Annotated in this window: 17 protein-coding genes, 4 tRNA genes and 2 pseudogenes; 8 read left to right on the forward strand and 15 right to left on the reverse strand. The window is 58.1% G+C overall.

What is annotated here, in order from left to right:
• A pseudogene (locus AB7M29_RS24805) lies at positions 1 to 504 on the reverse strand (FAD-dependent oxidoreductase); the annotation flags it as partial.
• On the opposite strand from AB7M29_RS24805, the pseudogene AB7M29_RS24810 reads away from it, so the two are divergent.
• Positions 451 to 843, forward strand: a pseudogene (locus AB7M29_RS24810) (LysR substrate-binding domain-containing protein); the annotation flags it as partial. The pseudogenes AB7M29_RS24805 and AB7M29_RS24810 overlap by 54 nt on opposite strands.
• Before the next feature lie 122 nt (positions 844 to 965).
• On the opposite strand, the gene AB7M29_RS24815 reads toward AB7M29_RS24810, so the two are convergent.
• Positions 966 to 1,829 (reverse strand): LysR substrate-binding domain-containing protein, encoded by an 864-nt coding sequence (locus AB7M29_RS24815; protein WP_454248214.1) that lies wholly within the window; start codon positions 1,827 to 1,829, stop codon positions 966 to 968.
• A 113-nt stretch (positions 1,830 to 1,942) separates the two neighbouring features.
• Here AB7M29_RS24815 and AB7M29_RS24820 point away from each other — a divergent pair, with 113 nt between their 5' ends.
• The 3 genes from AB7M29_RS24820 to AB7M29_RS24830 all read left to right on the forward strand — a co-directional run bounded on the left by AB7M29_RS24820 (position 1,943) and on the right by AB7M29_RS24830 (position 4,769).
• Positions 1,943 to 3,052, forward strand: a complete 1,110-nt coding sequence (locus AB7M29_RS24820; protein WP_454248215.1) for a 2-aminoethylphosphonate--pyruvate transaminase — start codon at positions 1,943 to 1,945, stop codon at positions 3,050 to 3,052.
• 150 nt (positions 3,053 to 3,202) lie between these two features.
• Positions 3,203 to 4,030, forward strand: coding sequence for a phosphonoacetaldehyde hydrolase (gene phnX / locus AB7M29_RS24825; RefSeq protein ID WP_454248216.1), 828 nt, complete (start codon positions 3,203 to 3,205; stop codon positions 4,028 to 4,030).
• Between the two features lie 190 nt (positions 4,031 to 4,220).
• Entirely contained in the window at positions 4,221 to 4,769 is a 549-nt protein-coding gene (locus tag AB7M29_RS24830) for a cytochrome b (protein WP_217857225.1), read from the forward strand.
• Positions 4,770 to 4,876: 107 nt separating this feature from the next.
• Here the strand turns inward: AB7M29_RS24830 and AB7M29_RS24835 are convergent, their stop codons facing one another.
• Both AB7M29_RS24835 and AB7M29_RS24840 read right to left on the reverse strand, forming a co-directional pair.
• Positions 4,877 to 5,854 carry a 1-aminocyclopropane-1-carboxylate deaminase/D-cysteine desulfhydrase gene (locus AB7M29_RS24835; RefSeq protein WP_454248217.1) on the reverse strand — a complete coding sequence of 326 codons (978 nt, stop codon included), beginning with the start codon at positions 5,852 to 5,854 and terminating at the stop codon, positions 4,877 to 4,879.
• Between the two features lie 171 nt (positions 5,855 to 6,025).
• Positions 6,026 to 8,065, reverse strand: a complete 2,040-nt coding sequence (locus AB7M29_RS24840) for an oxidoreductase (protein ID WP_454248218.1) — start codon at positions 8,063 to 8,065, stop codon at positions 6,026 to 6,028.
• 209 nt (positions 8,066 to 8,274) lie between these two features.
• On the opposite strand from AB7M29_RS24840, the gene AB7M29_RS24845 reads away from it, so the two are divergent.
• The gene (locus AB7M29_RS24845; RefSeq protein WP_454248219.1) at positions 8,275 to 9,405 is read left to right on the forward strand and encodes a carbon-nitrogen hydrolase family protein; all 1,131 of its coding nucleotides are present in this window, start codon (positions 8,275 to 8,277) and stop codon (positions 9,403 to 9,405) included.
• A gap of 4 nt (positions 9,406 to 9,409) precedes the next feature.
• Entirely contained in the window at positions 9,410 to 10,450 is a 1,041-nt protein-coding gene (locus tag AB7M29_RS24850) for an AraC family transcriptional regulator (protein ID WP_454248220.1), read from the forward strand.
• 384 nt (positions 10,451 to 10,834) lie between these two features.
• Here AB7M29_RS24850 and AB7M29_RS24855 read toward each other — a convergent pair whose 3' ends face one another.
• The 11 genes from AB7M29_RS24855 to AB7M29_RS24905 form a co-directional block, all read right to left on the reverse strand.
• Complete coding sequence (locus tag AB7M29_RS24855) at positions 10,835 to 11,683, reverse strand: DUF2242 domain-containing protein (RefSeq protein WP_217857230.1); 849 nt, start codon at positions 11,681 to 11,683, stop codon at positions 10,835 to 10,837.
• A 229-nt stretch (positions 11,684 to 11,912) separates the two neighbouring features.
• Positions 11,913 to 13,784, reverse strand: coding sequence for a SurA N-terminal domain-containing protein (locus AB7M29_RS24860; RefSeq protein WP_052967288.1), 1,872 nt, complete (start codon positions 13,782 to 13,784; stop codon positions 11,913 to 11,915).
• 102 nt (positions 13,785 to 13,886) lie between these two features.
• Positions 13,887 to 13,963, reverse strand: a tRNA-Asp gene (locus AB7M29_RS24865).
• Between the two features lie 53 nt (positions 13,964 to 14,016).
• Positions 14,017 to 14,289: an HU family DNA-binding protein gene (locus AB7M29_RS24870; protein WP_002552737.1), complete on the reverse strand. Its 273-nt coding sequence runs from the start codon at positions 14,287 to 14,289 to the stop codon at positions 14,017 to 14,019.
• A 150-nt stretch (positions 14,290 to 14,439) separates the two neighbouring features.
• Positions 14,440 to 16,836 carry an endopeptidase La gene (gene lon, locus AB7M29_RS24875; RefSeq protein WP_007901802.1) on the reverse strand — a complete coding sequence of 799 codons (2,397 nt, stop codon included), beginning with the start codon at positions 16,834 to 16,836 and terminating at the stop codon, positions 14,440 to 14,442.
• A 161-nt stretch (positions 16,837 to 16,997) separates the two neighbouring features.
• Positions 16,998 to 18,281 carry an ATP-dependent Clp protease ATP-binding subunit ClpX gene (clpX, locus tag AB7M29_RS24880; protein ID WP_007946893.1) on the reverse strand — a complete coding sequence of 428 codons (1,284 nt, stop codon included), beginning with the start codon at positions 18,279 to 18,281 and terminating at the stop codon, positions 16,998 to 17,000.
• Positions 18,282 to 18,393: 112 nt separating this feature from the next.
• Complete coding sequence (gene clpP / locus AB7M29_RS24885; protein ID WP_007901795.1) at positions 18,394 to 19,029, reverse strand: ATP-dependent Clp endopeptidase proteolytic subunit ClpP; 636 nt, start codon at positions 19,027 to 19,029, stop codon at positions 18,394 to 18,396.
• 93 nt (positions 19,030 to 19,122) lie between these two features.
• A complete protein-coding gene (tig, locus tag AB7M29_RS24890) occupies positions 19,123 to 20,433 on the reverse strand; it encodes a trigger factor (protein WP_052967287.1) in 1,311 nt (436 codons plus the stop codon).
• Between the two features lie 422 nt (positions 20,434 to 20,855).
• A tRNA-Leu gene (locus AB7M29_RS24895) sits at positions 20,856 to 20,940 on the reverse strand.
• A gap of 54 nt (positions 20,941 to 20,994) precedes the next feature.
• Positions 20,995 to 21,070 (reverse strand) — tRNA-His (locus tag AB7M29_RS24900).
• Positions 21,071 to 21,111: 41 nt separating this feature from the next.
• Positions 21,112 to 21,188: transfer RNA gene (locus AB7M29_RS24905), tRNA-Arg, on the reverse strand.
• Between the two features lie 279 nt (positions 21,189 to 21,467).
• On the opposite strand from AB7M29_RS24905, the gene folD reads away from it, so the two are divergent.
• Together folD and pbpG are read left to right on the forward strand one after the other, a co-directional pair.
• Entirely contained in the window at positions 21,468 to 22,322 is an 855-nt protein-coding gene (folD, locus tag AB7M29_RS24910; RefSeq protein WP_217857232.1) for a bifunctional methylenetetrahydrofolate dehydrogenase/methenyltetrahydrofolate cyclohydrolase FolD, read from the forward strand.
• A 226-nt stretch (positions 22,323 to 22,548) separates the two neighbouring features.
• A complete protein-coding gene (pbpG, locus tag AB7M29_RS24915; RefSeq protein WP_123720359.1) occupies positions 22,549 to 23,487 on the forward strand; it encodes a D-alanyl-D-alanine endopeptidase in 939 nt (312 codons plus the stop codon).
• The last annotated feature ends 44 nt before the right edge of the window (positions 23,488 to 23,531 follow it).

The raw sequence follows: 23,531 nt of genomic DNA on the forward strand, positions 1-23,531 counted from the left end.
TCATCCCTTGTCGGCCTTGCCCGCCGCCGCGGCAAACTTCGCTAGCCGCACGTCGAGGTGCCGTGGCCGATGCCCGTGATCCTCGGCGCGCTCTTTGCGGCGGATGGCGTTGCGCACCATCAATGAGCCGAGGTAACGGATCGGCTCCGGCGGAAAAAAACCCAACGGGCCATTCACCAAGGGTGAACGGGTCCAGGCATTGTCCAGCCCCAGCACCATCGAGGCGAGAATCTGCCCGCCCATATGACAAGGCCCGACGCCGCTGCCGGAGTAACCGAAACCGTAGAACACATTGCCGCTGGTGCTCATCTGGCCGAAGAACGGCAGCCCCGTCACCGAGCGATCCGAAGGCCCGTTCCAGGTGGCCTCGACCTTGACCTTGGCGAACGCCGGGAAGAACTCGCTCAGGCGGTGCTGCAACAGGCCGGCATAGGGCGATGGCTGATCGGCAATGACCCGATGGTGGCGTTCGTTTCGCGTCATCATCCGTGGGCCGATCGCGAATCCATCTGCCTCGCGGACCTGGACGACACACCGTTGGTGCTGCGGGAAATCGGCTCGGTGACGCGGCAAACCCTGGAAGAGGAAATGGCCCGGGCCGGGTTTCGCATCCGCCCGGCGATTGAAGTCGAAGGCCGGGAAGCGGCGCGCGAGGCAGTGGTGGTCGGGATTGGCGTGGGGGTGGTGTCGGCCGCTGAGTTCGGCGCGGATTCGCGGGTTTGTGCGTTGCCGATTACCGATTGCACACGGCGGCTGACGGAGACGCTGGTGTGCTTGCGCGAACAGAGTTCGCGGCGAGTGGTGGCGACGTTTCTGGAGATGGTTCGCGAGAGTCTTGTGTAGGGCAGGTCCGACCCCTTCGCGAGCAAGCCCGCTCCCACAGTGGATCTCTGTCGTACACACAATTTGTGTCCGCTGAAGATCAAATGTGGGAGCGGGCTTGCTCGCGAAGGCCGCGCCTCGGTCTATCTACCAGGCGCCAACCCAAAAAACGCCTGTATCAAGCGCAAATCCCGCCGCCGCTCCATGCACCCGATCATGTGCCGATTGACCAACCCCCCGCCAATAATCGGCACCGCCGCCACCCGCGGGTCGTGACTGACTTCCACCGACGACACCACGCCCACGCCCAATTCTGCGGCCACGGCCTCGGTCACTGCCTCGCGACTGTCCAGTTCCAGCAACACCCGTGGATTGACGTTGGCCTGAGCGCACGCCTCGTCGAATGTGCGTCGGGTAATCGAACTTGGTTCACGCAACACCATGATCACCTGGTCCAGATCCTTGAGCGGCATCCCTTTTGACTTCTGCGCCCACGGATGGCCAGCAGGCACCAACGCGCAAATCCTCGACTCGCTCAACGCTTGCAGATGCAACCCCTTGCGCGGCTCGACTTCGGTCAGCACCGCCACGTCGGCATGCTCTGACAACAACGCGGCCAACGTCTCCTGAGCATTGCCCAACCGCAGGTTCACGGTGATCCCCGGATAACGCGCGCGCAGGCTGGCGAGCATCGGCATGACCATGTGCGGCCCGTCCGCCGCCACTTCCAGGCGCCCGGTCAGCAACTGCCGGTTGGCCTCCAGCATCACCTGCGCCTCTTCGGCCAGGCCAAACATCGCCCGGGTGATTGCCGCCAGTTTGGTGCCCTCTTCCGTGAGCTCGACGCGCCGCGCGGTGCGTCGCAACAAGGTGATCTGGTAGTGCTCCTCCAACGCCTTGATGTGCCCGGTGACCGCCGGTTGGCTGATAAACAGGCGCTCGGCGGCGCGGGTGAAGCTGCCTTCCCGAGCCACAGCGTCGAAGGCCCGCAGCTGAAACAGATTCATGAATAACCCTCACTGATGACTGGCATAACAACAAACAATTTGATTGATGGCTCACCAAATTGCAATTTATGTCCCGTAGCTTCATCCCACTGAGCTTTTGCGAGGACACAAGAATGAGTACTGCCGAGCCCATCCTGCTCACCCCCGGCCCATTGACCACATCGAGCCGCACCCGTCAGGCAATGATGGTCGACTGGGGCTCATGGGATGACCGCTTCAACCAACTGACCGCCAGCCTCTGCGAACAACTGCTGACCATCATCAACGGCGGCGACAGCCATTACTGCGTGCCGTTGCAAGGCAGCGGCACGTTCGCGGTCGAAGCGGCGATAGGCACGCTGGTGCCTCGCGACGGTAAAGTGCTGGTATTGATCAACGGCGCCTACGGCAAACGCCTGGCGAAAATCTGCGAAGTACTCGGCCGTTCGTTCAGCACCTTCGAAACCGCCGAAGACGAACCGACCACCGCCGCCGACGTCGACCGCCTGCTGAAGGCCGATGCCAGCATTACCCACGTCGCGCTGATTCACTGCGAAACCAGCACCGGCATCCTCAACCCGCTGGCGGAAATCGCCCACGTCATCGAGCAACACGGCAAACGCCTGATCATCGACGCCATGAGTTCGTTTGGCGCCCTGCCGATCGACGCCCAAGACGTGCCATTCGACGCACTGATCGCCGCCTCGGGCAAATGCCTGGAAGGTGTGCCGGGGATGGGCTTCGTCTTTGCGCGCAAAGAAGCGCTGGCCAATGCCGCCGGTAACTCGCACTCACTGGCGATGGACTTGTTTGACCAGCACACCTACATGGCCAAGACCGGCCAATGGCGCTTCACCCCGCCGACCCACGTGGTCGCGGCGCTGCACGAAGCGCTGCTGCAATACAACGAAGAAGGCGGCTTGCCCGCACGGTATCAGCGCTACGCCAATAACTGCCAGGTGCTGCTCGATGACATGGCCAAACTGGGGCTGCGCAGCTTCCTGCCCGCCACGATCCAGGCGCCGATCATCGTCACCTTCCACGCGCCGAAAGACCCGCGCTATCAGTTCAAGGAATTCTACGAGCGGGTCAAGGCCAAGGGTTTCATCCTCTACCCCGGCAAACTGACCCAAGTCGAAACCTTCCGCGTCGGCTGCATCGGCCACGTCAACCAGGCCGAAATGCACGCAGCGGTGGCGGCGGTCGCCGAAGTGCTGCGCGAGATGGAAGTACTCGACATCTGATTCACCCCCTATCCCTGTGGGAGCGGGCTTGCTCGCGAAAGCGGACTGACATTCAACATTGATGTCGACTGACACACCGCCTTCGCGAGTAAGCCCGCTCCCACCAAAAGCAGCTCCCCTATTAGCCAGTTGCCACAGGATTTGATCACCATGAACTATACAAACCCAACCAAACTCCAAGCCGCCATCCTCGACTGGGCCGGCACCGTGGTCGACTTCGGCTCTTTCGCCCCGACGCAGATTTTTGTCGAAGCCTTCGCCGAGTTCGACGTCCAGGTTTCCATCGAAGAAGCCCGCGGGCCGATGGGCATGGGCAAGTGGGACCACATTCGTACCCTGTGCGATCAGCCGCAAGTCGCCGAGCGTTATCGCCAAGTGTTCGGTCGCACTCCGACCGACGATGACGTCACCGCCATTTACAAACGCTTCATGCCGCTGCAGATCGAAAAAATCGCCGAACACTCGGCCCTGATTCCGGGCGCCCTGGACACCATCGACAACCTGCGCCAGCAAGGGATCAAGATCGGCTCGTGCTCCGGCTACCCGAAACAGGTCATGGACAAAGTCGTCGAACTGGCCGCCACCAACGGCTACGTCGCCGATCACGTGGTCGCTACCGACGAAGTGCCCAACGGCCGCCCATGGCCGGCTCAGGCACTGGCCAACGTGATTGCCCTGGGCATCGACGACGTCGCGGCCTGCGTGAAGATCGACGACACAGTGCCGGGCATTCTCGAAGGTCGCCGCGCCGGCATGTGGACCGTGGCATTGATTTGCTCCGGCAACGCGCTGGGCCTGGACTACGAAGGCTATCGCGCCCTGGGCAGCGATAAACTGGCCAGCGAACGCAAGCGCATTCACGCGATGTTCGAAGGCTCGCGGCCGCACTACATGATCGACACCATCACCGACTTGCCCGAGGTGATCGCCGACATCAACAAGCGCTTGGCCAAGGGCGAGATGCCGCAAACCGACTGATTACACCTCTCGCTTCATAAAAAAGCGCCAGCTCCTTTAACGGAACTGGCGTTTTTTTGTGGCCGATCACTTGATCCAGAGCATTGAACAGCCCCTTTACCTCAGGCAAACCCACCAAACAGGATTACAGTTAACCCCACGCCGTCGAACAAGAACGGTGACTTCAGACCAGACCTGTGAGGAACGCCGTATGCCCTGGAAGAATTCAGAATCACGCTACAGCACCGTATCGATCGCGCTGCACTGGTTGATGCTGGTGCTGCTAATAGTGGTTTACGCCTGTATCGAATTACGCGGGATATTCCCCAAGGGCAGCGGCGGCCGGACGCTGATCAAAGAAGCCCACTTCATGCTCGGCCTGACGGTGTTCGTGCTGGTCTGGCTACGGCTGTTCGCCCGCAGCCTGGGACCGGCACCGCAGATCTTCCCCGCCTCCCCTCGCTGGCAAACCCTGCTCGCCAAACTGATGCATTGGGCCCTGTATATTTTCATGATCACCATGCCGATTCTGGGCTGGCTGATTACCAGCGCCGAGGGGCATCAGGTGATGTTCTATGGCATCGATCTGCCGTTGCTAATGGAAGAAAACAAACCGCTGGCCAAGCAGCTTGAGGGCTGGCATGTGCTCGGCGGGACGATCGGCTATTGGCTGATCGGGCTGCACGCCGTGGCCGGGCTTTATCACCACTATGTGGTGCGCGATAACACCTTGTTGCGGATGGTGCCCAAGCGCGGTTGAGCCAGGTTACCGAAACCACCGATCCCTGTGGCGAGGGGGCTTGCCCCCGTTGGGCTGCGAAGCGGCCCCATAATCTGTGACCGTGTCGAGCCTGACACACCGCATTTTTAGGTTTTGGGACTGCTGCGCAGTCCAACGGGGGCAAGCCCCCTCGCCACAAAGGTGTGTGAACTGAAACCCCGGCGGCCCTGCAAGCCGCCGGTGTGGATGAAGATCAAGCGCGTGCCCCGGGCAAATTTACCCGCCTCGACTTGCTGCTTGAGCGCCAGCAGCGCTTTGCCGGTGTACAGCGGTTCGAGGGGAATGCCGCTGGCCTGTTCAGTGTGCTCGATGAATGCAAGCAACGGCGGATCGACTTTGGCAAAACCGCCACGGCTGGCGTCCAGCAGTTCATAGGCGGGATCGATCAGACCGGCCTCCTGCACAATCCTCTCGACCTGCTGCACTACGCCGTGATCGTCAGGCACCGCCAACGCGCCATACACCGGATGTTCGCCCGCCTCGGCCAGAACCAGCCCGGCCAGGGTGGTGCCCGTTCCGCAGGCCAGCCACCAGCCGTCGTAGTGGCTCCAGCCCAGACCGCTCAATTGCTCGCAGGCCAGAGTCACCAACTGCCCGCAACCCTTCGCCCCAAGCAAGCCGCCACCACCTTCCGGCACTGGATGTAGCTCAGGGTATTGCTCCCGCCATGGCTGCCAGAAGCCCGGTTCGTGCCGCGCTCGATAACCGCCATAACCCAACCAATGCAAGTGCATGCCGAATGCCTGCAAATCCTTCACCGTCGGGGTGTCTTGCGGATGCCCGCGCAGCAGGCCGACCGTGGTGAAACCGAAGCGTTTGCCTGCAGCGGCCAATGCATGGAGATGGTTGGAATGAGCACCGCCCAGGCTGATGATGCCTTGGGCGCCGGTCTGGTCGGCGGCTTTCAGGTGTACGATGAGTTTGAACCACTTGTTGCCGCTGATCAGCGGGTCGATCTGGTCCAGACGCAGGATGGCTACTTCGATGCCGGCAGTGGTGAGCCAGTCGAGGTGAAGGGGTTCGAGAGGGGCCTGGGGGAGCCAGTTTGTTGGTGGGGAAAGCATTGGCGCCTGATCGTTCTCAGATAGAGCCCGCATTCTAGTCGCTCAAAGGAACCCATCGCGAGCAGGCTCGCTCCCACATTGGATTTGCGTCGGTCACAAAATACGTGAACACCACAAAACCTGTGGGAGCGAGCCTGCTCGCGATGGCCATTGGCACCTTAAACCTGCGTATTACAACTCAGCCGCCAACCGCGAACCCTGATTGATCGCGCGTTTGGCATCAAGCTCCGCCGCCACGTCCGCGCCGCCGATCAAATGCACGTTCTGCCCGGCCGCAATCAGACCGTCCTGCAACTCACGCAACGGATCCTGTCCGGCGCAGATCACGATGTTATCCACCGGTAGCACCTGCGGTTCGCCGCTTTCGCCGATGCGGATGTGCAGGCCTTCGTCGTCGATCTTCAGGTACTCGACGCTGTTGAGCATCTGCACCTGCTTGTTCTTAAGTCCCGTGCGGTGAATCCAGCCAGTGGTTTTGCCCAGACCGTCGCCGACCTTGGATTTCTTGCGTTGCAGCAGGAACACTTCGCGGGCCGGCGCATGCGGCTCAGCCTTGACTCCCGCAACACCGCCGCGCGCTTCGAGGTGTGTATCGATGCCCCACTCCTTCCAGAACGCTTCGCGGTCCTGACTGGTGGCCACGCCCTCATGAACGAGGAATTCCGACACGTCGAAACCGATACCACCGGCGCCGATCACCGCGACGCGCTTGCCCACCGGTTTGCGTTCGAGGATCACGTCCAGGTAACTCAGCACCTTGGCGTGTTCGACGCCCGGAATCGCCGGCACCCGTGGGGCAATGCCGGTCGCCAGGATGATCTCGTCGTAACCGCCCTCGACCAGCTGCGCCACATCCACACGGGTGTTCAGGCACAGCTCGACATTGGTGGTCTGCAATTTGCGGTTGAAGTAACGCAGGGTTTCGAAGAACTCTTCCTTGCCAGGTACACGCTTGGCGATGTTGAACTGGCCGCCGATTTCGCTGGCCGAATCGAACAACGTCACCTGATGACCACGTTCAGCAGCCACGGTCGCGGCGGACAGCCCTGCGGGGCCGGCACCGACCACGGCGATTTTCTTGATCTGCTGCACCGGCAGGTAATTGAGCTCGGTTTCATGGCAGGCCCGCGGGTTCACCAGGCAACTGGTCAACTTGCCGCCAAAGGTGTGATCCAGGCACGCCTGGTTGCAACCGATACAGGTGTTGATTTCATCGCCACGCCCGGCCGCAGCCTTGTTGACGAAATCCGGGTCGGCGAGGAACGGCCGTGCCATGGACACCATGTCGGCATCGCCTTCGGCCAGAATCTGCTCGGCGACTTCCGGGGTGTTGATGCGGTTGGTGGTGATCAGCGGAATATTCACCGAGCCACGCAGTTTGGCCGTGACCTTGCTGAACGCCGCACGCGGTACTTTGGTGGCGATGGTCGGAATCCGCGCTTCGTGCCAGCCGATGCCGGTGTTGATAATCGTCGCACCGGCCTGCTCGATGGCCTTGGCCAATTGCACGATCTCTTCCCAGCTGCTGCCGCCTTCCACCAGATCGAGCATCGACAGGCGGAAGATAATGATGAAGTTCGGGCCGACCGCTTCGCGCACCCGGCGGACGATTTCTACCGGCAGGCGCATGCGGTTTTCGTAAGCGCCGCCCCAGCGGTCAGTTCGATGGTTGGTGTGGGCCGCAAGGAACTGGTTAATGAAATAACCTTCGGAGCCCATGATCTCGACGCCGTCGTACTCGGCTTTTTGCGCCAGGGTCGAACAAGTGACGAAATCGCTGATTTGTTTCTCGATGCCTTCCTCGTCCAGCTCTTTAGGCTTGAACGGGTTGATCGGCGCCTGGATCGCGCTCGGCGCCACCTGTTTCGGGCTGTAGGCATAACGCCCGGCATGAAGAATCTGCATGCAGATCTTGCCGCCCGCCTCGTGCACCGCTCGGGTGACGATCAGGTGCTTGAGGGCTTCTTCCTCGGTGGTGAGTTTGGCCGCGCCGGAGTAAACCCCGCCCTCATCGTTCGGGCCGATACCGCCGGTAACCATCAGGCCTACACCGCCACGGGCACGCTCGGCGAAATACGCCGCCATGCGCTCGAAACCGCCGGGCTTTTCCTCAAGGCCCGTGTGCATCGAGCCCATCAGGGTGCGGTTGCGCAACGTGGTAAAACCCAGGTCCAGCGGGGCCAACAGGTGCGGGTAATGAGCGGCGGCCATCGGTAACTCCACAACGAGCGATCACGGAAAAAGTGCAGGAGCTCTTCGGCCCCCGTCAGTCATGTTCGACAGACTAAGAGTCGCACTGCTGTCACTCAATGACCGTAACTGACAACTTATTGATCCAAATGTGCAGCGCCCCTTGGCAAGCGCGGGCATGAGCCCTACCCTAGTCGCGAACCCTGCACACGGCCGTTGACTGTTTCCCCATGCGCAAACTTTTGTACCTGACCCTCTCCATGGCGTTGATCGCCGCCCTCACGACCTACGCCATGTGGGCCGCGGACCGTCCGGTGGGTCATTACCTGTCGGACCTGCGCATCAGTCTCGCGGTCGATCAGGGCACTCCCGCCGATCGCGGCAATCTTCTGGGTATCCAGCCCGAGTTGTTCCCCACCGATTATCAAAGCCCCGAACGCTTGCACCGCAAGCTCGCGGCCTACTTGCAGAAGGCTCAGGATCAAGGCCTGCTGAATGAAAAAACCATCGTCGTACTGCCCGAACATGTCGGCACCTGGCTGATGATCAGCGGCGAAAAAGACGAGTTGTACCAGGCCGCTACGCTCAAGGAAGCCATGAACTGGTTGGCGGTGAGCAACCCGTTGCAGTTCATCCGCGCCCTGATCAGCGCCGAGGGCGGTAGCCGTCTCGACGATGCGCACTTGCGGATGAAAGCCAAGAAAATGGCCAGGGATTATCAGGCACTGTTCGGCGGCCTGGCGAAAGACTTCCACGTGACGCTGGTGGCGGGTTCCATCGTGTTGCCCGAGCCGAGTATCAGCGATGGCACCCTCAAGATTGGCCGCGGTGCCCTGTACAACAGCAGCGTAGTGTTCGGTCGCGATGGTTTGCCGATCGGCCAGCCTCAGCGGCAAATGCACCCGACTTTCGCTGGACGCGACACTGTCGAAGCCAATTCCGAGCACACGATCAACGTCGTCGATACACCGGCCGGACGCCTGGGCGTGCTGATCGGCAGCGACAGTTGGTATCCGGACAACTATCGCAAACTCGACGATCAAGGCGCGCAACTGGTGGCGGTCCCGGCGTTCGTCGTCGGACACGGGTCTTGGGATCAACCGTGGCCTGGCTACAAAGGCCAGTCCACGCCGAACTCTGTGAGCCTCAAAGCTGGCGAACTCAGTGAAGGTCAGGCCTGGCATCGGCTGACGCTGATCGCCCAACCGTCCGGCAGCCAGGCCATCGCCGGTATGAGCGTGTTCCTGCGCGGTCAGTTCTGGGACAAGGGCAGCGCCGGTCAGAGCTTCCTCAGCAGCAACGGGCAACAATTCGCCGACGGCGATGCCCGGGGCGCGCGTTTGCTGAACCTCTGGCTGTAAGCCGATGAAACCGCAGCCGATGCGTCTCGGGGATTTGTCGGTGGGCTTTGTCCATAGCCTGGCCGACGCCGTGCGCAGCCATGGCCTGGACCCACAACCACTGCTTGAACAATACGGCCTCGATGCCGCACGGCTGGCCGAAGCCGGCGCCCGTCTCTCGATCCCGCGCTACATGCGCCTGGGTCACGGCGCCATTCAACTGACCGACGACCCGGCATTGGGTTTGCGCATGGGCCAGCTCAGTCGCCTGAGCCAGGCCGGCCTGGCCGGAGTCACCGCCGCCCAAGCCCCCACCGTGCGGGAAGCGGCGCGCTGCCTGATTCGCTTCGAAGCACTGTACGGCTCCAACTATCGCGGCCAGTCAAGCTTTCACGAAGACGCCCAAGGTGCCTGGCTGCGGTTCTATTCCATCAGCCCCTACAACGCCTACAACCGCTTCGTGGTGGATTCGATCATCGCCGGCTGGTTGCAGCAATTATCCAGCGTAAGCCCTGCCCCGGTACGCGCTGAACGGATCGAGATCGAATTCCAGGCGCCGGATTACCGCGAGGCATACGCCGTGCTGGGGGATTGTCCGATTCAGTTTGGCGCCGAACAGAACCAACTGCGCCTGAGCCTGGACAGCCTCGCCCAGCGCAACCCGGAGCACTGCCCGAGCACCTGGCGGCACCTGCTGCAACTGTGTGAACGGGAACTGGAGCAACTGACACGCACCCGCAGCCTGCGTGAACGCATCACTCAGTTACTGGGGCCGTTGCTCAATGGTGGTCGGGAGCCCGACCTGGAAGAAGTGGCGGCACGCCTGAAGCTGCCAACTTGGACGTTGCGTCGCAAACTCGCCGAGGAAGGCACGCAATTTCGTGCAATTCTCAACGATACACGCCGCGACCTCGCCATGACCTACATCCGCGACACCGAACTGGCGTTCGGGGAAATCGCCTACCTGCTGGGTTTTGCCTCAGCCGAAGCCTTCCAACGGGCCTTCAAACGCTGGAACGGCCAGACCCCCGGCGAGTTTCGCCGCAGTCATCGCCAATCCGCGTAAGGTTAGGGGGCGCGGCGGGGAAACTAATTGAGAACGCCCCCTAAAGCTCGGTAGCGTCTTCGGCCGGTTCCAGCGGGTCCAGTTCAAACGCCTGATACTCGAGCAGTTCTTCTTGATAATCGTCCATTATTAAACCCCCATCGCTTGTTGAAAAAATCGTCTGAATAAATGACTAGTGCCCTGAGCATAAAGTGCCCGCATGAAAGAAAAATGACGCGGGTATGACACTACGTCGCTACTGAATAAAACGTAGCAGGTGGTCAGGAATTTATCACAGGATTTTTTCGATACGAGCTGCAGGAATACGGCTCGATTTGATGTGGATCAATCTTGAAAGGTGTTACGGGATCGGAGTCGTCTGACCCGATCCGTAACATCAGCCTTTTACTGGCCGGAGACAGGCATGGCCGAAATTGGCTCGCTCGGAGGGGGCATGGTGCTTGAGTCTGCCGGTGGCGTCACCGTTTCTGTGGACGAAGCCGGCTCGCTGCCCTGCTCCGGAGTGATCGGCGCCGTTTCAGCAGGTGGTGCAACAGGCTCCGAACTGGATGGAGCGGTTTCAGCTGGTGCAGGTTCAGCTGCCGGCGCTGGAGCAGGTGCAGGTTCTGCCGCCGGGGTCGGCGCCAACTGAGCCGGCGCAGCCTTGGTTTCAGGCACACCCAGATCAGTCTTCGGCTTCTCGGTAATGTGCGCGGCCTTCTTCGCTTCCGGCGGCAGGAACAACTCGACCAAGGCAAAGAAACGCTCGTAGAACTTGGCCGAGGATACGGTTTCACTGGCGACCTTGACCATCGAATCATCGGACGAGCCGATCGGCATCGACACCGAGCCCAATACACCGACACCAAGGCTGGCGGAGTTGTTGGTCTTTTTCAGCGCATAGCGGTCCTGCAAGGCGTTGGCGAACATCGTCGCGTGATGCCCTTCGCTGCCGTCATCGGCACAAACCACGCTGAAGCTGATCTCCATGTGGGTCTCGCCAGTCTGCTGGAAGCTCTTGTGTCCACTGACCAGCTTCGGATCGGCGCTGGTGATGATGTAACCCTGGCTGAGCAAAGCCCGACGGGCGGCCTCGCAGGTCTGCTTATCGCTCACCGGGTAATTGCGCGAGAACGTTCCGGAATCGTCGAAGTTCTCATGCTCGTAGATGGCGGCTTTCTTCGACGAACAACCGGCAGCGGCGGCCAGCACCAAGGCCAGCCCGACAATACGCATGGGAATTGATTTAAACATTGAACATCCTGAGGAAAACGGTTCGGGGCGTATTGTGCAACAGATCGATGCTTAGCGTCGCACCGTTTAGTGTCTTGAAACAGTTACAAGTCTACTGACTGTTACTGACAGGAAAAAGTCGCGCGGTAAATAAGCAGGCGACGGGTAGCTCATGCCGCTTTTGTTTCACCCATAAAAAACCCCAGCCTTTCGGCCGGGGTCTTTGTGTCGCGCAAAGCTCAGTCAAGCATCAGAAACGCTTGATTTCCGCCTCGCTTTCCAACAGTTTGCGGTAGGCCGCAAAGTCTTGCTGGCCAATGCGCGAGGCGAGGAAGCGACGGTATTGAACCTTCTCTTCTTCGGTCGGTGCCGCAGCTTCGTTCACGCCATTCAGACGCACAATCACCAGGCTACCATCGGCCAGGGTCACGCTACTGAAGGTCGGCTTGTCTTGGGCAGCGGGTTTCGGCATACGGAACAGCGCTTGCAGCACGGTTGGGTCGACCCCTTCCTGAGCGCGAGTCGCAGCTTGAGTCACTTTCCAGTTCTGGCCATCGATCGCCTTGTCCAGTGCAGTCTTGCCATCGCGCAGGCTGACGATCAGTTGATCAGCCTTGGTCTTGGCGGCAGCACTGGCATGCTCCTTGGTCAGTTGCGCACGGATGCTGGCAGCCACGCTTTCCAGCGGCAGTTGCTCAGGCTTGCGGTGTTCCTTGGCGCGCAGCACGATCACGGTTTCCGGGTCCAGCTCGATGGCGGTGCTGTTGGCACCCTCATCCAGCACTTCAGGACTGAACGCAGCGGTCACCACGGCACGGTTGGCCGCAATACCTTCGCCACCTTCCCGGCCGAATGGCGCGGACGTGTGGACAGTCAGCTTCAAGTCTTGTGCTGGCTGGGCCAGGTCGGAGGCCTCGAACGACGAGTCTTCCAACTGCTTGGTCGCCTCGACGAAACGCTGCTCGACCTGCTGGGTTTTCAGCTCGCGGGTCAGCTTGTCTTTCAGGCTGGCGAATGTCGGCACTTCAGGGGCTTCAACGCCCAGCAGCTTGATCAGGTGGAAACCGAAGTCAGTGCGAACCGGCTCCGAAACCTGATCCTTGGCCAACGAATACAGGGCTTTTTCAAACGCTGGATCGTAGACGCCTGGACCTGCATAACCGAGGTCACCGCCATTGTTCGCCGAGCCTGGATCCTGGGAGAATTCCTTGGCCAGGGCCTCGAATGTTTCGCCTTTGGCCAGACGCGCCTGCACTTCTTCGATTTTGGCCTTGGCTTGCGCCTCGGTCACCTTATCGTTCACTTCGATCAGAATATGCGCAGCCCGGCGTTGCTCGGACAGGTTCGCGGTTTCTTTCTGATACGCCGCTTGCAGGTCTTCGTCCTTGACGCTGACCTGATCAAAGAAGGACGCTTTCTTCAATTCGAGGTAATCGATGACCACCTGATCCGGCGTCATGAATTCCTTGGCGTGTTCGTCGTAGTAGGCTTTGACTTCGTCGTCAGTCAATTTCACCGCCGCAGGATCTGCCTTGACGTTCAAGGTGGCGAAATCGCGGGTCTGTTTTTCCAGACGGGCGAAGGCCAGAACCTGCGCATCAGTGACAAAGCCGCTACCGGCCAAGCCCGCGCGCAGCTGACCGATCAACATTTCCTGAGCCAGCATCTGGCGGAATTGCAGACGGCTATAACCGAGTTGACGGATCACCTGATCGAAGCGCTCGGCGCTGAACTTGCCATCCACCTGGAATTCAGGCGTTTGCAGGATCACCTGATCCAAAGCCGCTTCGGAGAAAGCGAATTTCGACTTTTCTGCGCCTTGCAGCAGCAGTTTGCGATCGATCAGGCCTTTGAGGGCCGATTCGCGCAGCATTTTTTCGTCGAGCAAGGAAGCATCGAAATCCTTGCCAAGCTGTTGCATGAGCTGACGGCGTTGCATATCAACCGCCTGGTTCAGCTCGTTTTGACTGATTTCTTCACCGTTGACCTTGGCCGCATCCTGGCTGTTGGTCGTCGCCTGGAAAATGGCCTCGATACCGGTGAAAGCCATCAGTACAACGATGATCCCGATAATGGTCTTGGCAATCCAGCCTTGTGAATTGTCCCTGATATTCTGCAGCATGCGTCCCCCAGAAACGGTTGAACTTCAAAATTAGGCAACCGTGGAGCGTGGGTAGAATCCGGATAGAAGAAAGGCGCATCCGAGGATGCGCCTTCTCGTAACTGGCGGAGCGGACGGGACTCGAACCCGCGACCCCCGGCGTGACAGGCCGGTATTCTAACCGACTGAACTACCGCTCCGCTGCCAAGTCAGGAATGACCCCGACCCGGATAGGCAAAAACCTGAATCGAACTTAGTTGACAGCTTCTTTCAGTGCTTTACCGGCTTTGAAACCTGGCTTTTTGGCGGCGGCGATTTCCAGCGTCTTACCGGTCTGTGGGTTACGACCGATGCGAGCTGGACGATCGGTCACGGAGAAGGTACCGAAACCAACCAGAACAACAGAGTCGCCAGCCTTGAGAGCGCCAGTGACGGATTCGATTACAGCGTCCAGCGCACGGCCAGCAGCAGCTTTCGGGATATCAGCGGATGCAGCGATAGCATCAATCAGTTCCGACTTGTTCACTCTAAGTCCCCTTATATCTATTTTGAGTTTGATTCTAAGTTTTTTGGTGAAAGCAAAAAAACGAGTGCTGAATGGCCTACAGACACTTAAGAGCCGCTTTATAACAAGGGCTCTAAAAAACTGTCAACAAGCCCCCCAGGCAAATGCGTACTAATGCGTGCTAATTCTTTCCTTAGAGTCAGACTCGCGTTTTTCATCCTTTGCAACGATCTCCGGAACCACATCCGGCAAGGGCTCCGGCGCGTATTGCAGCGCAATTTGCAGGACCTCGTCAATCCATTTAACTGGTTTAATCTGTAGATCTTGCTTGATATTGTCAGGAATTTCCTTCAGATCGCGTACGTTCTCTTCCGGAATGATCACCGTCTTGATTCCGCCACGGTGAGCCGCCAGCAGTTTTTCCTTCAACCCCCCGATCGCCAGCACTTGACCACGCAAGGTGATTTCGCCGGTCATGGCAACATCTGCGCGCACAGGAATGCCAGTCAATGCTGATACCAAGGCCGTGCACATGCCTACACCGGCGCTAGGGCCATCTTTCGGCGTTGCCCCTTCAGGCATATGGATATGCGTGTCGCGCTTCTCATGGAAGTCCAGAGGAATCCCCAGGCTCTTCGCACGGCTACGGACAACGGTCAGGGCTGCGGTGATCGACTCGACCATCACGTCACCCAGAGAACCCGTCTTGATCAACTGGCCTTTACCCGGCACGACCGCGGCTTCAATGGTCAGCAATTCGCCGCCCACCTGGGTCCACGCCAAGCCTGTGACTTGACCGATCTGATCCTGCGACTCAGCCAGGCCGTAGCGGAATTTACGCACGCCCAGGAAGTGCTCGAGCATGTCGGCAGTGACCTTCACCGAGAAGCGTTTTTCCATCGCATGCTCTTTGACCGCCTTGCGGCAAACCTTGGCAATCTGGCGCTCCAGCCCACGTACACCGGCTTCGCGGGTGTAGTAGCGAATGATGTCGCGAATCGCTTCGGCGTCGAATTCCAGCTCGCCTTTTTTCAGACCGTTGGCCGTAATCTGCTTCGGCGAAAGGTATTTGACAGCGATGTTGATCTTCTCGTCTTCGGTGTAACCCGGCAGACGAATCACTTCCATCCGGTCCAGCAGTGCTGGCGGAATGTTCATCGAGTTGGAGGTGCACAGGAACATCACATCGGACAGGTCGTAATCGACTTCCAGATAGTGATCGTTGAAGTTGTGGTTCTGCTCGGGATCGAGCACTTCCAGCAACGCCGACGCCGGATCGCCACGCATATCACTGCCCATTTTATCGATTTCATCGAGCAGGAACAGCGGGTTGCGGACACCCACCTTTGTCATCTTTTGAATCAATCTTCCTGGCATCGAACCGATATAAGTCCGGCGATGACCACGAATTTCCGCCTCATCGCGCACACCACCGAGGGCCATACGGACGAATTTGCGGTTGGTGGCGTGAGCGATCGACTCCGCCAGAGAGGTTTTACCCACCCCTGGAGGACCCACCAGGCACAGCACAGGACCACGAATCTTCTTCACGCGCTTCTGCACGGCGAGGTATTCGAGAATCCGCTCTTTGACTTCTTCCAGACCATAGTGGTCGGCGTCGAGAATGTCTTCGGCACGAGCGAGGTCCAGACGCACCTTGCTTTGGGCCTTCCACGGCACTTGAACCAGCCAGTCGATATACGAACGCACCACAGTCGCTTCCGCGGACATTGGCGACATTTGCTTGAGCTTGTTCAGTTCGGCCTGGGCCTTGGCCAATGCATCTTTCGGCAGACCAGCGGCATCGATACGCTTTTTCAGCTCTTCGATTTCGTTGTGGCCTTCGTCGCTGTCGCCCAGCTCTTTCTGAATGGCCTTCATCTGCTCATTCAGGTAGTACTCGCGCTGGCTGCGCTCCATTTGCTTTTTAACGCGGCCGCGAATACGTTTTTCGACTTGCAGCAGATCGATCTCGGCATCCAGCAACGCCAGAACGTGCTCGACCCGGGCCGACAAATCGATGATTTCGAGGATTTCCTGCTTCTGCTCGATCTTCAAGGCCATGTGCGCGGCCATGGTGTCAACCAGGCGACCTGGCTCGTCGATGCTGTTAAGCGACGACAGGACTTCAGCGGGGACTTTCTTGCCCAGCTGCACATATTGTTCGAACTGAGCCAGCAGGCTGCGGACAAACACTTCCGACTCGCGCTCAGGCGCGTCGACTTCGTCGATCAGCGAAACTTCGGCACGGCAGTGGCCGTCGACTTCGCTGAAGCGCTCCACGGCGCCCCGCTGCTCGCCTTCGACAAGAACCTTGACCGTGCCGTCAGGCAGCTTGAGCAGCTGCAGAACGGTAGCGATGGTGCCTACGCGATAAAGTGCTTCTTCACCGGGATCGTCATCAGCGGGATTTCGCTGAGCCAGCAGAAGGATTTGCTTGTCGCCCGTCATCGCTGCCTCGAGGGCTTCGATGGATTTCTCGCGCCCCACGAACAGCGGGATAACCATGTGCGGATAAACCACGACATCACGCAATGGCAGGAGAGGCAATTCGATGGTTGTCTTCATGATTTCGCCTCTACGGCGGCCATAAGGCCGTAAACAGATGGATGTAAGCTTGAAACCAAGATGGGGGCTGTTTTCAAAAAAAACAAGCGCAAATAAAATGTTAAAACGCGTTAAAAGCAAAGGGGCCCGAAGGCCCCTTCTTTATTTCAGCAGTGTGACGCTTAGGCGTCTGGCGCTGCCTTGGCAGCCGGCTCACTGTTTTCGTAGATATACAGTGGCTTGGACTTACCTTCTATAACGCTTTCATCGATCACTACTTTACTCACCTCGGACTGCGAGGGGATTTCATACATAGTGTCGAGCAATACACCTTCGAGGATCGAGCGCAGTCCACGGGCACCGGTTTTGCGTTCCAGAGCACGTTTGGCGACCGATTTCAGCGCGTCGGCCCGGAATTCCAGGTCCACGCCTTCCATCTCGAACAGCTTGGCATACTGCTTGGTCAGAGCATTTTTCGGCTCGGTGAGAATCTGCATCAACGCAGCCTCATCAAGCTCGTCCAGCGTGGCAAGTACCGGCAGACGACCGACGAATTCCGGGATCAGACCGAACTTGACCAAGTCGTCAGGTTCGACTTCACGCAGGGACTCACCGACTTTCTTGCCTTCTTCCTTGCTACGAACTTCCGCGTTGAAACCGATGCCGCCCTTGGTGGAACGGTTTTGAATAACCTTTTCCAGACCGGAGAACGCACCACCGCAGATGAACAGGATGTTACGGGTGTCGACCTGAAGGAATTCCTGCTGCGGGTGCTTGCGACCACCTTGAGGTGGAACGGAAGCGACCGTGCCTTCAATCAACTTGAGCAGGGCCTGCTGCACGCCTTCACCGGAAACGTCCCGGGTGATCGACGGGTTGTCAGACTTGCGCGAGATCTTGTCGATCTCATCGATGTAGACGATGCCCATCTGGGCTTTTTCTACATCGTAATCGCACTTCTGCAGCAGCTTCTGAATGATGTTCTCGACATCTTCACCGACATAACCCGCCTCGGTGAGGGTGGTTGCGTCGGCGATGGTGAACGGAACGTTCAGCAAGCGGGCCAGTGTTTCGGCAAGCAGGGTTTTACCCGAGCCTGTCGGGCCGATCAGCAAGATGTTGCTTTTGCCGAGTTCGACGTCGTCATTCTTTTTGTCACGCTGGTTCAAACGCTTGTAGTGGTTGTACACCGCTACGGCCAGAACCTTTTTCGCACGTTCCTGACCAATCACGTACTGATCAAGGATGCCGCTGATTTCTTTAGGCGAAGGCAATTTATGCGCGCTGCTTTCGGCCTGGGCTTCCTGCACCTCCTCACGGATGATGTCATTGCACAGGTCGACGCACTCGTCGCAGATAAAGACCGAGGGGCCGGCAATCAATTTGCGTACTTCATGCTGGCTTTTGCCACAGAAGGAGCAATAGAGCAGCTTGCCGTTGTCCTCGCCGTTGCGGGTGTCAGTCATTCGTTCGATCCAAATCCGATAGGCTTGCAACACAAGATGAAGGCTATTGCGGGCTTTTTCAAGCCCGCCGGTGATCAGACCAGCTGACCAACCCTATTTTGAGCTGCTTATTTTAAGCGGGGCGCTGGTTGATCACTTCATCGATCAACCCGTATTCACGCGCCGCTTCTGCACTCATGAAATTATCGCGGTTGGTATCGCGCTCGATTTCTTCAAGAGTGCGCCCGCTATGCTTGGCCATCAGCGTGTTGAGACGCTCACGAATGAAGAGGATTTCCTTGGCATGGATTTCGATATCCGAGGCCTGGCCCTGGAAACCGCCCAGTGGCTGGTGAATCATCACACGCGAGTTCGGCAGGCAGTAACGCTTGCCTTGGGCACCGGCCGTCAGCAGAAACGCGCCCATGCTGCACGCTTGACCGATACAGGTGGTCGACACGTTTGGCTTGATGAACTGCATGGTGTCATAGATCGACATGCCCGCCGTCACCGAACCGCCCGGCGAGTTGATATAGAGATGGATGTCCTTGTCCGGGTTTTCCGCTTCAAGGAACAGCAGTTGCGCACAGATCAGGTTGGCCATGTAGTCCTCTACCGGACCAACCAGAAAAATCACTCGCTCCTTGAGAAGGCGCGAGTAGATGTCATAGGCGCGCTCGCCACGAGCAGACTGCTCGACAACCATCGGGACCAGGCCGCCTGCGGCCTGGATATCAGAGTTCTGCTGAATATACGAATTACGGAACATGCTCTGCAGTCACTCCCAAATAGTTATGTCTTGAATACGCATAAGCCAGCACGAAGGCTGGCTTATGGTGTGTACTTCTTACCGCAAAAACAATCAGTCGGCTTGTGGAGCTTCTACCGGCTTGACCGCTTCTTCGTAAGAGACCGATTTGTCGGTCACGCTAGCTTTCTGCAGAACAGTATCCACAACTTGTTCTTCCAGCACAACCGAACGGACTTCGTTCAGTTGCTGGTCGTTCTTGTAGTACCAAGACACAACCTGCTCAGGCTCCTGGTAAGCCGAAGCCATTTCCTGAATCATCTCGCGAACGCGGGCTTCGTCAGGCTTGAGGTCGAATTGCTTGACCACTTCAGCCACGATCAGACCCAGCACAACGCGGCGCTTGGCTTGCTCTTCAAACAGCTCGGCCGGCAGTTGGTCAGGCTTGATGTTGCCGCCGAACTGCTGAACAGCCTGCACGCGCAGACGGTCAACTTCGTTGGACAGCAGAGCCTTTGGCACTTCGATCGGGTTGGTGGCCAGCAGACCGTCCATAACCTGATTCTTGACCTTGGATTTGATCGCCTGACGCAGTTCGCGCTCCATGTTCTTGCGAACTTCGGTGCGGAAGCCTTCCAGACCGGTTTCCTTGATGCCGAATTGAGCGAAGAACTCTTCGGTCAGCTCAGGCAGTTTAGGCTCGGAAACGGTGTTCACGGTTACGGTGAACTCAGCAGCTTTGCCTGCCAGGTCGAGGTTCTGATAGTCCTCTGGGAAGGTCAGGTTCAGAACGCGCTCTTCGCCGGCTTTAGCGCCGACCAGACCATCTTCGAAGCCAGGGATCATGCGACCGGAACCCAGTACCAGCTGGGTGCCTTTGGCGGAACCGCCTGCGAACACTTCACCGTCGACTTTGCCGACGAAATCGATGTTCAGTTGGTCTTCGTTCTGAGCAGCGCGATCGGCAACTTCGAAACGGGTGTTCTGCTTGCGCAGGATTTCCAGCATCTTGTCCAGATCGGCATCAGCCACGTCAGCGCTCAGGCGCTCGACAGTGATACCTTCGAAACCGGCAACGGTGAACTCCGGGAAAACTTCGAAAATTGCGACGTATTCCAGATCTTTGCCAGCTTCCATCGATTTAGGCTCGATCGAAGGAGCGCCAGCCGGGTTCAGCTTCTGCTCGACAACAGCTTCGTAGAAGGAAGACTGGATCACATCGCCCACGGCTTCTTGACGTGCATCAGCACCGAAACGGCGCTTGATTTCACTCATAGGCACTTTGCCTGGACGGAAGCCAGCGATCTTGGCCTTTTGGGCAGTCTGCTGCAGACGCTTGTTGACCTGAGTCTCGATGCGCTCAGCCGGCACGGTGATGCTCATGCGGCGCTCAAGAGCAGAAGTATTTTCAACAGAAACTTGCATGGATATTCCTCGTTGCACAGACGTTAGCCGGCCGTTTCCGACCCCAGAATCAAGGGCATGCATTCTAGTGGGTCATACTCAAGAAGTCACCCTACTGAAAACGGGTAAAAAAGCAGCAGGCAATTTATAGGCGGGGACAAACGGTTGTGCCTCGCCCTATTAGCAAATACAGCCAGTCATGCCAGGGCTCTGCGCCAATCCTTCTATATATAGAAGAAATCGGCAATCCATCCCTGACAGCCGACCCCACGAGGGGACCGACGGGCGAATCAGCATCATCGAGATACATAAATTCGACGACCCTACCCGCCCTTTCAACCCGGAACATGCGGTTGCTTTGAAAATTCAGATTTCTAAAACAAAAACGGCGCAGCCCTTTTCAGGTGCTGCGCCGTTTTCTGCTATTAAATAGCTGTTTGTAATGGTGCGGACGGAGAGACTCGAACTCTCACACCTTGCGGCGCTGGAACCTAAATCCAGTGTGTCTACCAATTCCACCACATCCGCATCAAACTTTTAAAGCAAAGGCGCCAGACTGTTAATCTGGCGCCTTTCTAAATATGGGGTGGACGAAGGGGATCGAACCCTCGACAACGGGAGTCACAATCCCGTGCTCTACCAACTGAGCTACGCCCACCATATTGCCATGTTGCGTTACTTGTGCCAAAGCTGCCTAATTGGCGCACCCGGCAGGACTCGAACCTGCGACCATCCGCTTAGAAGGCGGATGCTCTATCCAGCTGAGCTACGGGCGCCTTGTTAATCTGTATTCTTGGACGATTACAAACTAAGTGCTTTCAGTCTCACCGAATTAAACATCAACTCTGCTCGACCTTCTTAACCAGTGCTAGGCTGTGCCCGACAAGTGCGACGAATGTTATAGGTGAGCCTGAAGGGCGTCAACTCTTTTTTAAAAAAAATTCATTTAATTAAAGGGGTTAGGGGAATTTGCAGACCAAGCGCCTTTGCCCTCACCTCATGACATGCGAGAATGCGCTCTCTTTTTTTCCCCTCTCGATGGTTAATCACGCGCAATGACTGCACAACTAATCGACGGCAAATCGATCGCCGCCAGCCTGCGCCAGCAGATCGCCAAACGAGTCGCCGAGCGTCGCCAGCAAGGCCTGCGCACACCCGGCCTCGCGGTGATCCTGGTCGGCAGCGATCCTGCCTCTCAGGTTTATGTCTCGCACAAGCGTAAAGACTGTGAAGAGGTCGGCTTCCTTTCCCAAGCCTACGACCTGCCTGCCGAAACCACTCAAGAAGCACTGACCGACCTGATCGATCGCCTGAACGACGACCCGGCGATTGACGGCGTCCTGCTTCAGCTGCCTTTACCTGAACACCTGGACGCCTCCAAATTGCTGGAGCGCATTCGTCCTGACAAGGACGTCGACGGTTTCCACCCTTATAACGTCGGCCGTCTGGCCCAGCGCATTCCGCTGCTGCGTCCGTGCACCCCTAAAGGCATCATGACGTTGCTGGAAAGCACCGGTGCCGACCTCTACGGGATGGACGCGGTCATTGTCGGGGCTTCCAACATTGTTGGCCGTCCAATGGCGATGGAACTGCTGCTGGCCGGTTGCACCGTGACCGTTACCCACCGTTTCACCAAGGATCTGGCGGGCCATGTCGGTCGCGCCGACCTGGTGGTGGTTGCAGCCGGCAAGCCGGGCCTGGTCAAAGGCGAATGGATCAAGGAAGGCGCGATCGTGATCGACGTTGGCATCAATCGCCAGGCAGACGGCAAGCTGGTCGGTGACGTGATCTACGAAACCGCCCTGCCCCGCGCCGGCTGGATCACGCCGGTTCCGGGTGGCGTTGGCCCGATGACCCGCGCCTGCCTGCTGGAAAACACGCTGTACGCCGCGGAAACCCTGCACGGCTGAGTTCACGCTTGCTTGCAGCGCCGCATAAAAGAACCCCGCCATCGCGGGGTTCTTTTTGCCTGCAGAAAAAGCTCGACCATCTGCCGGAAAAGCGTGCTTCCAAGCACTTTCCCCTGAACATAGAACAACCATCGACAGTTCTTCAGCCATACTCCTAAAATGCGTCGCTTTTTAAAGAAACAGCCCGTTACAAAACGGCATATCCACCCTTTATGAGTCCGCCAGCGTGAAAATCCGTCTTTCAATCCTGAGTCTATTTTTTGCATTTACAGGGACTTTCACCGCGCCAACGATCAACGCCGCAGAAACCACCGCCGCACCCCGAGACATTTCACAACTGAAGATCGCTTCCGGCAGTGTCTTGCTGATGGATATGCAAACCAACAAAGTGATCTATGCCAGCAATCCTGACGTGGTAGTGCCAATCGCGTCCGTCAGCAAACTGATGACCGGCCTGGTGGTGGTAGAAGCCCGGCAGAACATGGACGAATACCTTTCCATCAACATCAGCGACACCCCGGAAATGAAAGGCGTGTTTTCCCGGGTCAAACTCAAAAGCGAATTGCCGCGCCGAGAGATGCTGCTGATTGCCCTGATGTCGTCGGAAAACCGTGCCGCTGCGAGTCTGGCCCATCACTATCCGGGCGGCTATGTCGCGTTCATTGCCGCCATGAACGCCAAAGCCAAAGCGCTGGGAATGACCAGCACCCACTTTGTCGAACCGACGGGCCTCTCCCCTCGCAATGTGTCCACCGCCCGCGATCTGAGCAAACTGCTGATCGCCGCACACAAGCACCCGCTATTGACTCAGCTGAGCACCACCAAGGAAAAAACCGTTTCGTTCCGTAAACCCAACTACAGCCTGGGTTTCCGCAACACCGACCATTTGGTCAACAAGCCTAACTGGGACATCAAACTGACCAAAACCGGTTTTACCAACGCGGCCGGTCACTGCCTGGTGCTGGTCACCCACATGGGTGATCGTCCGATGGCGCTGGTGATTCTCGACGCCTTCGGCAAGTACACGCACTTTGCCGATGCCAGCCGGATTCGTAGCTGGGTCGAAACCGGCAAGAGCGCCAACGTGCCGTCCGTCGCCCTGCAGTACAAGTCCGACAAGAATCTCAAGCATCGCCAGAGCGGCGTGGTTGAAGCATCGAAATAAAGTCGAAACGCCTCCAAAAGAAAGCCCCGAATATTCGGGGCTTT

Source organism: Pseudomonas sp. F-14 TE3623 (assembly GCF_053629015.1).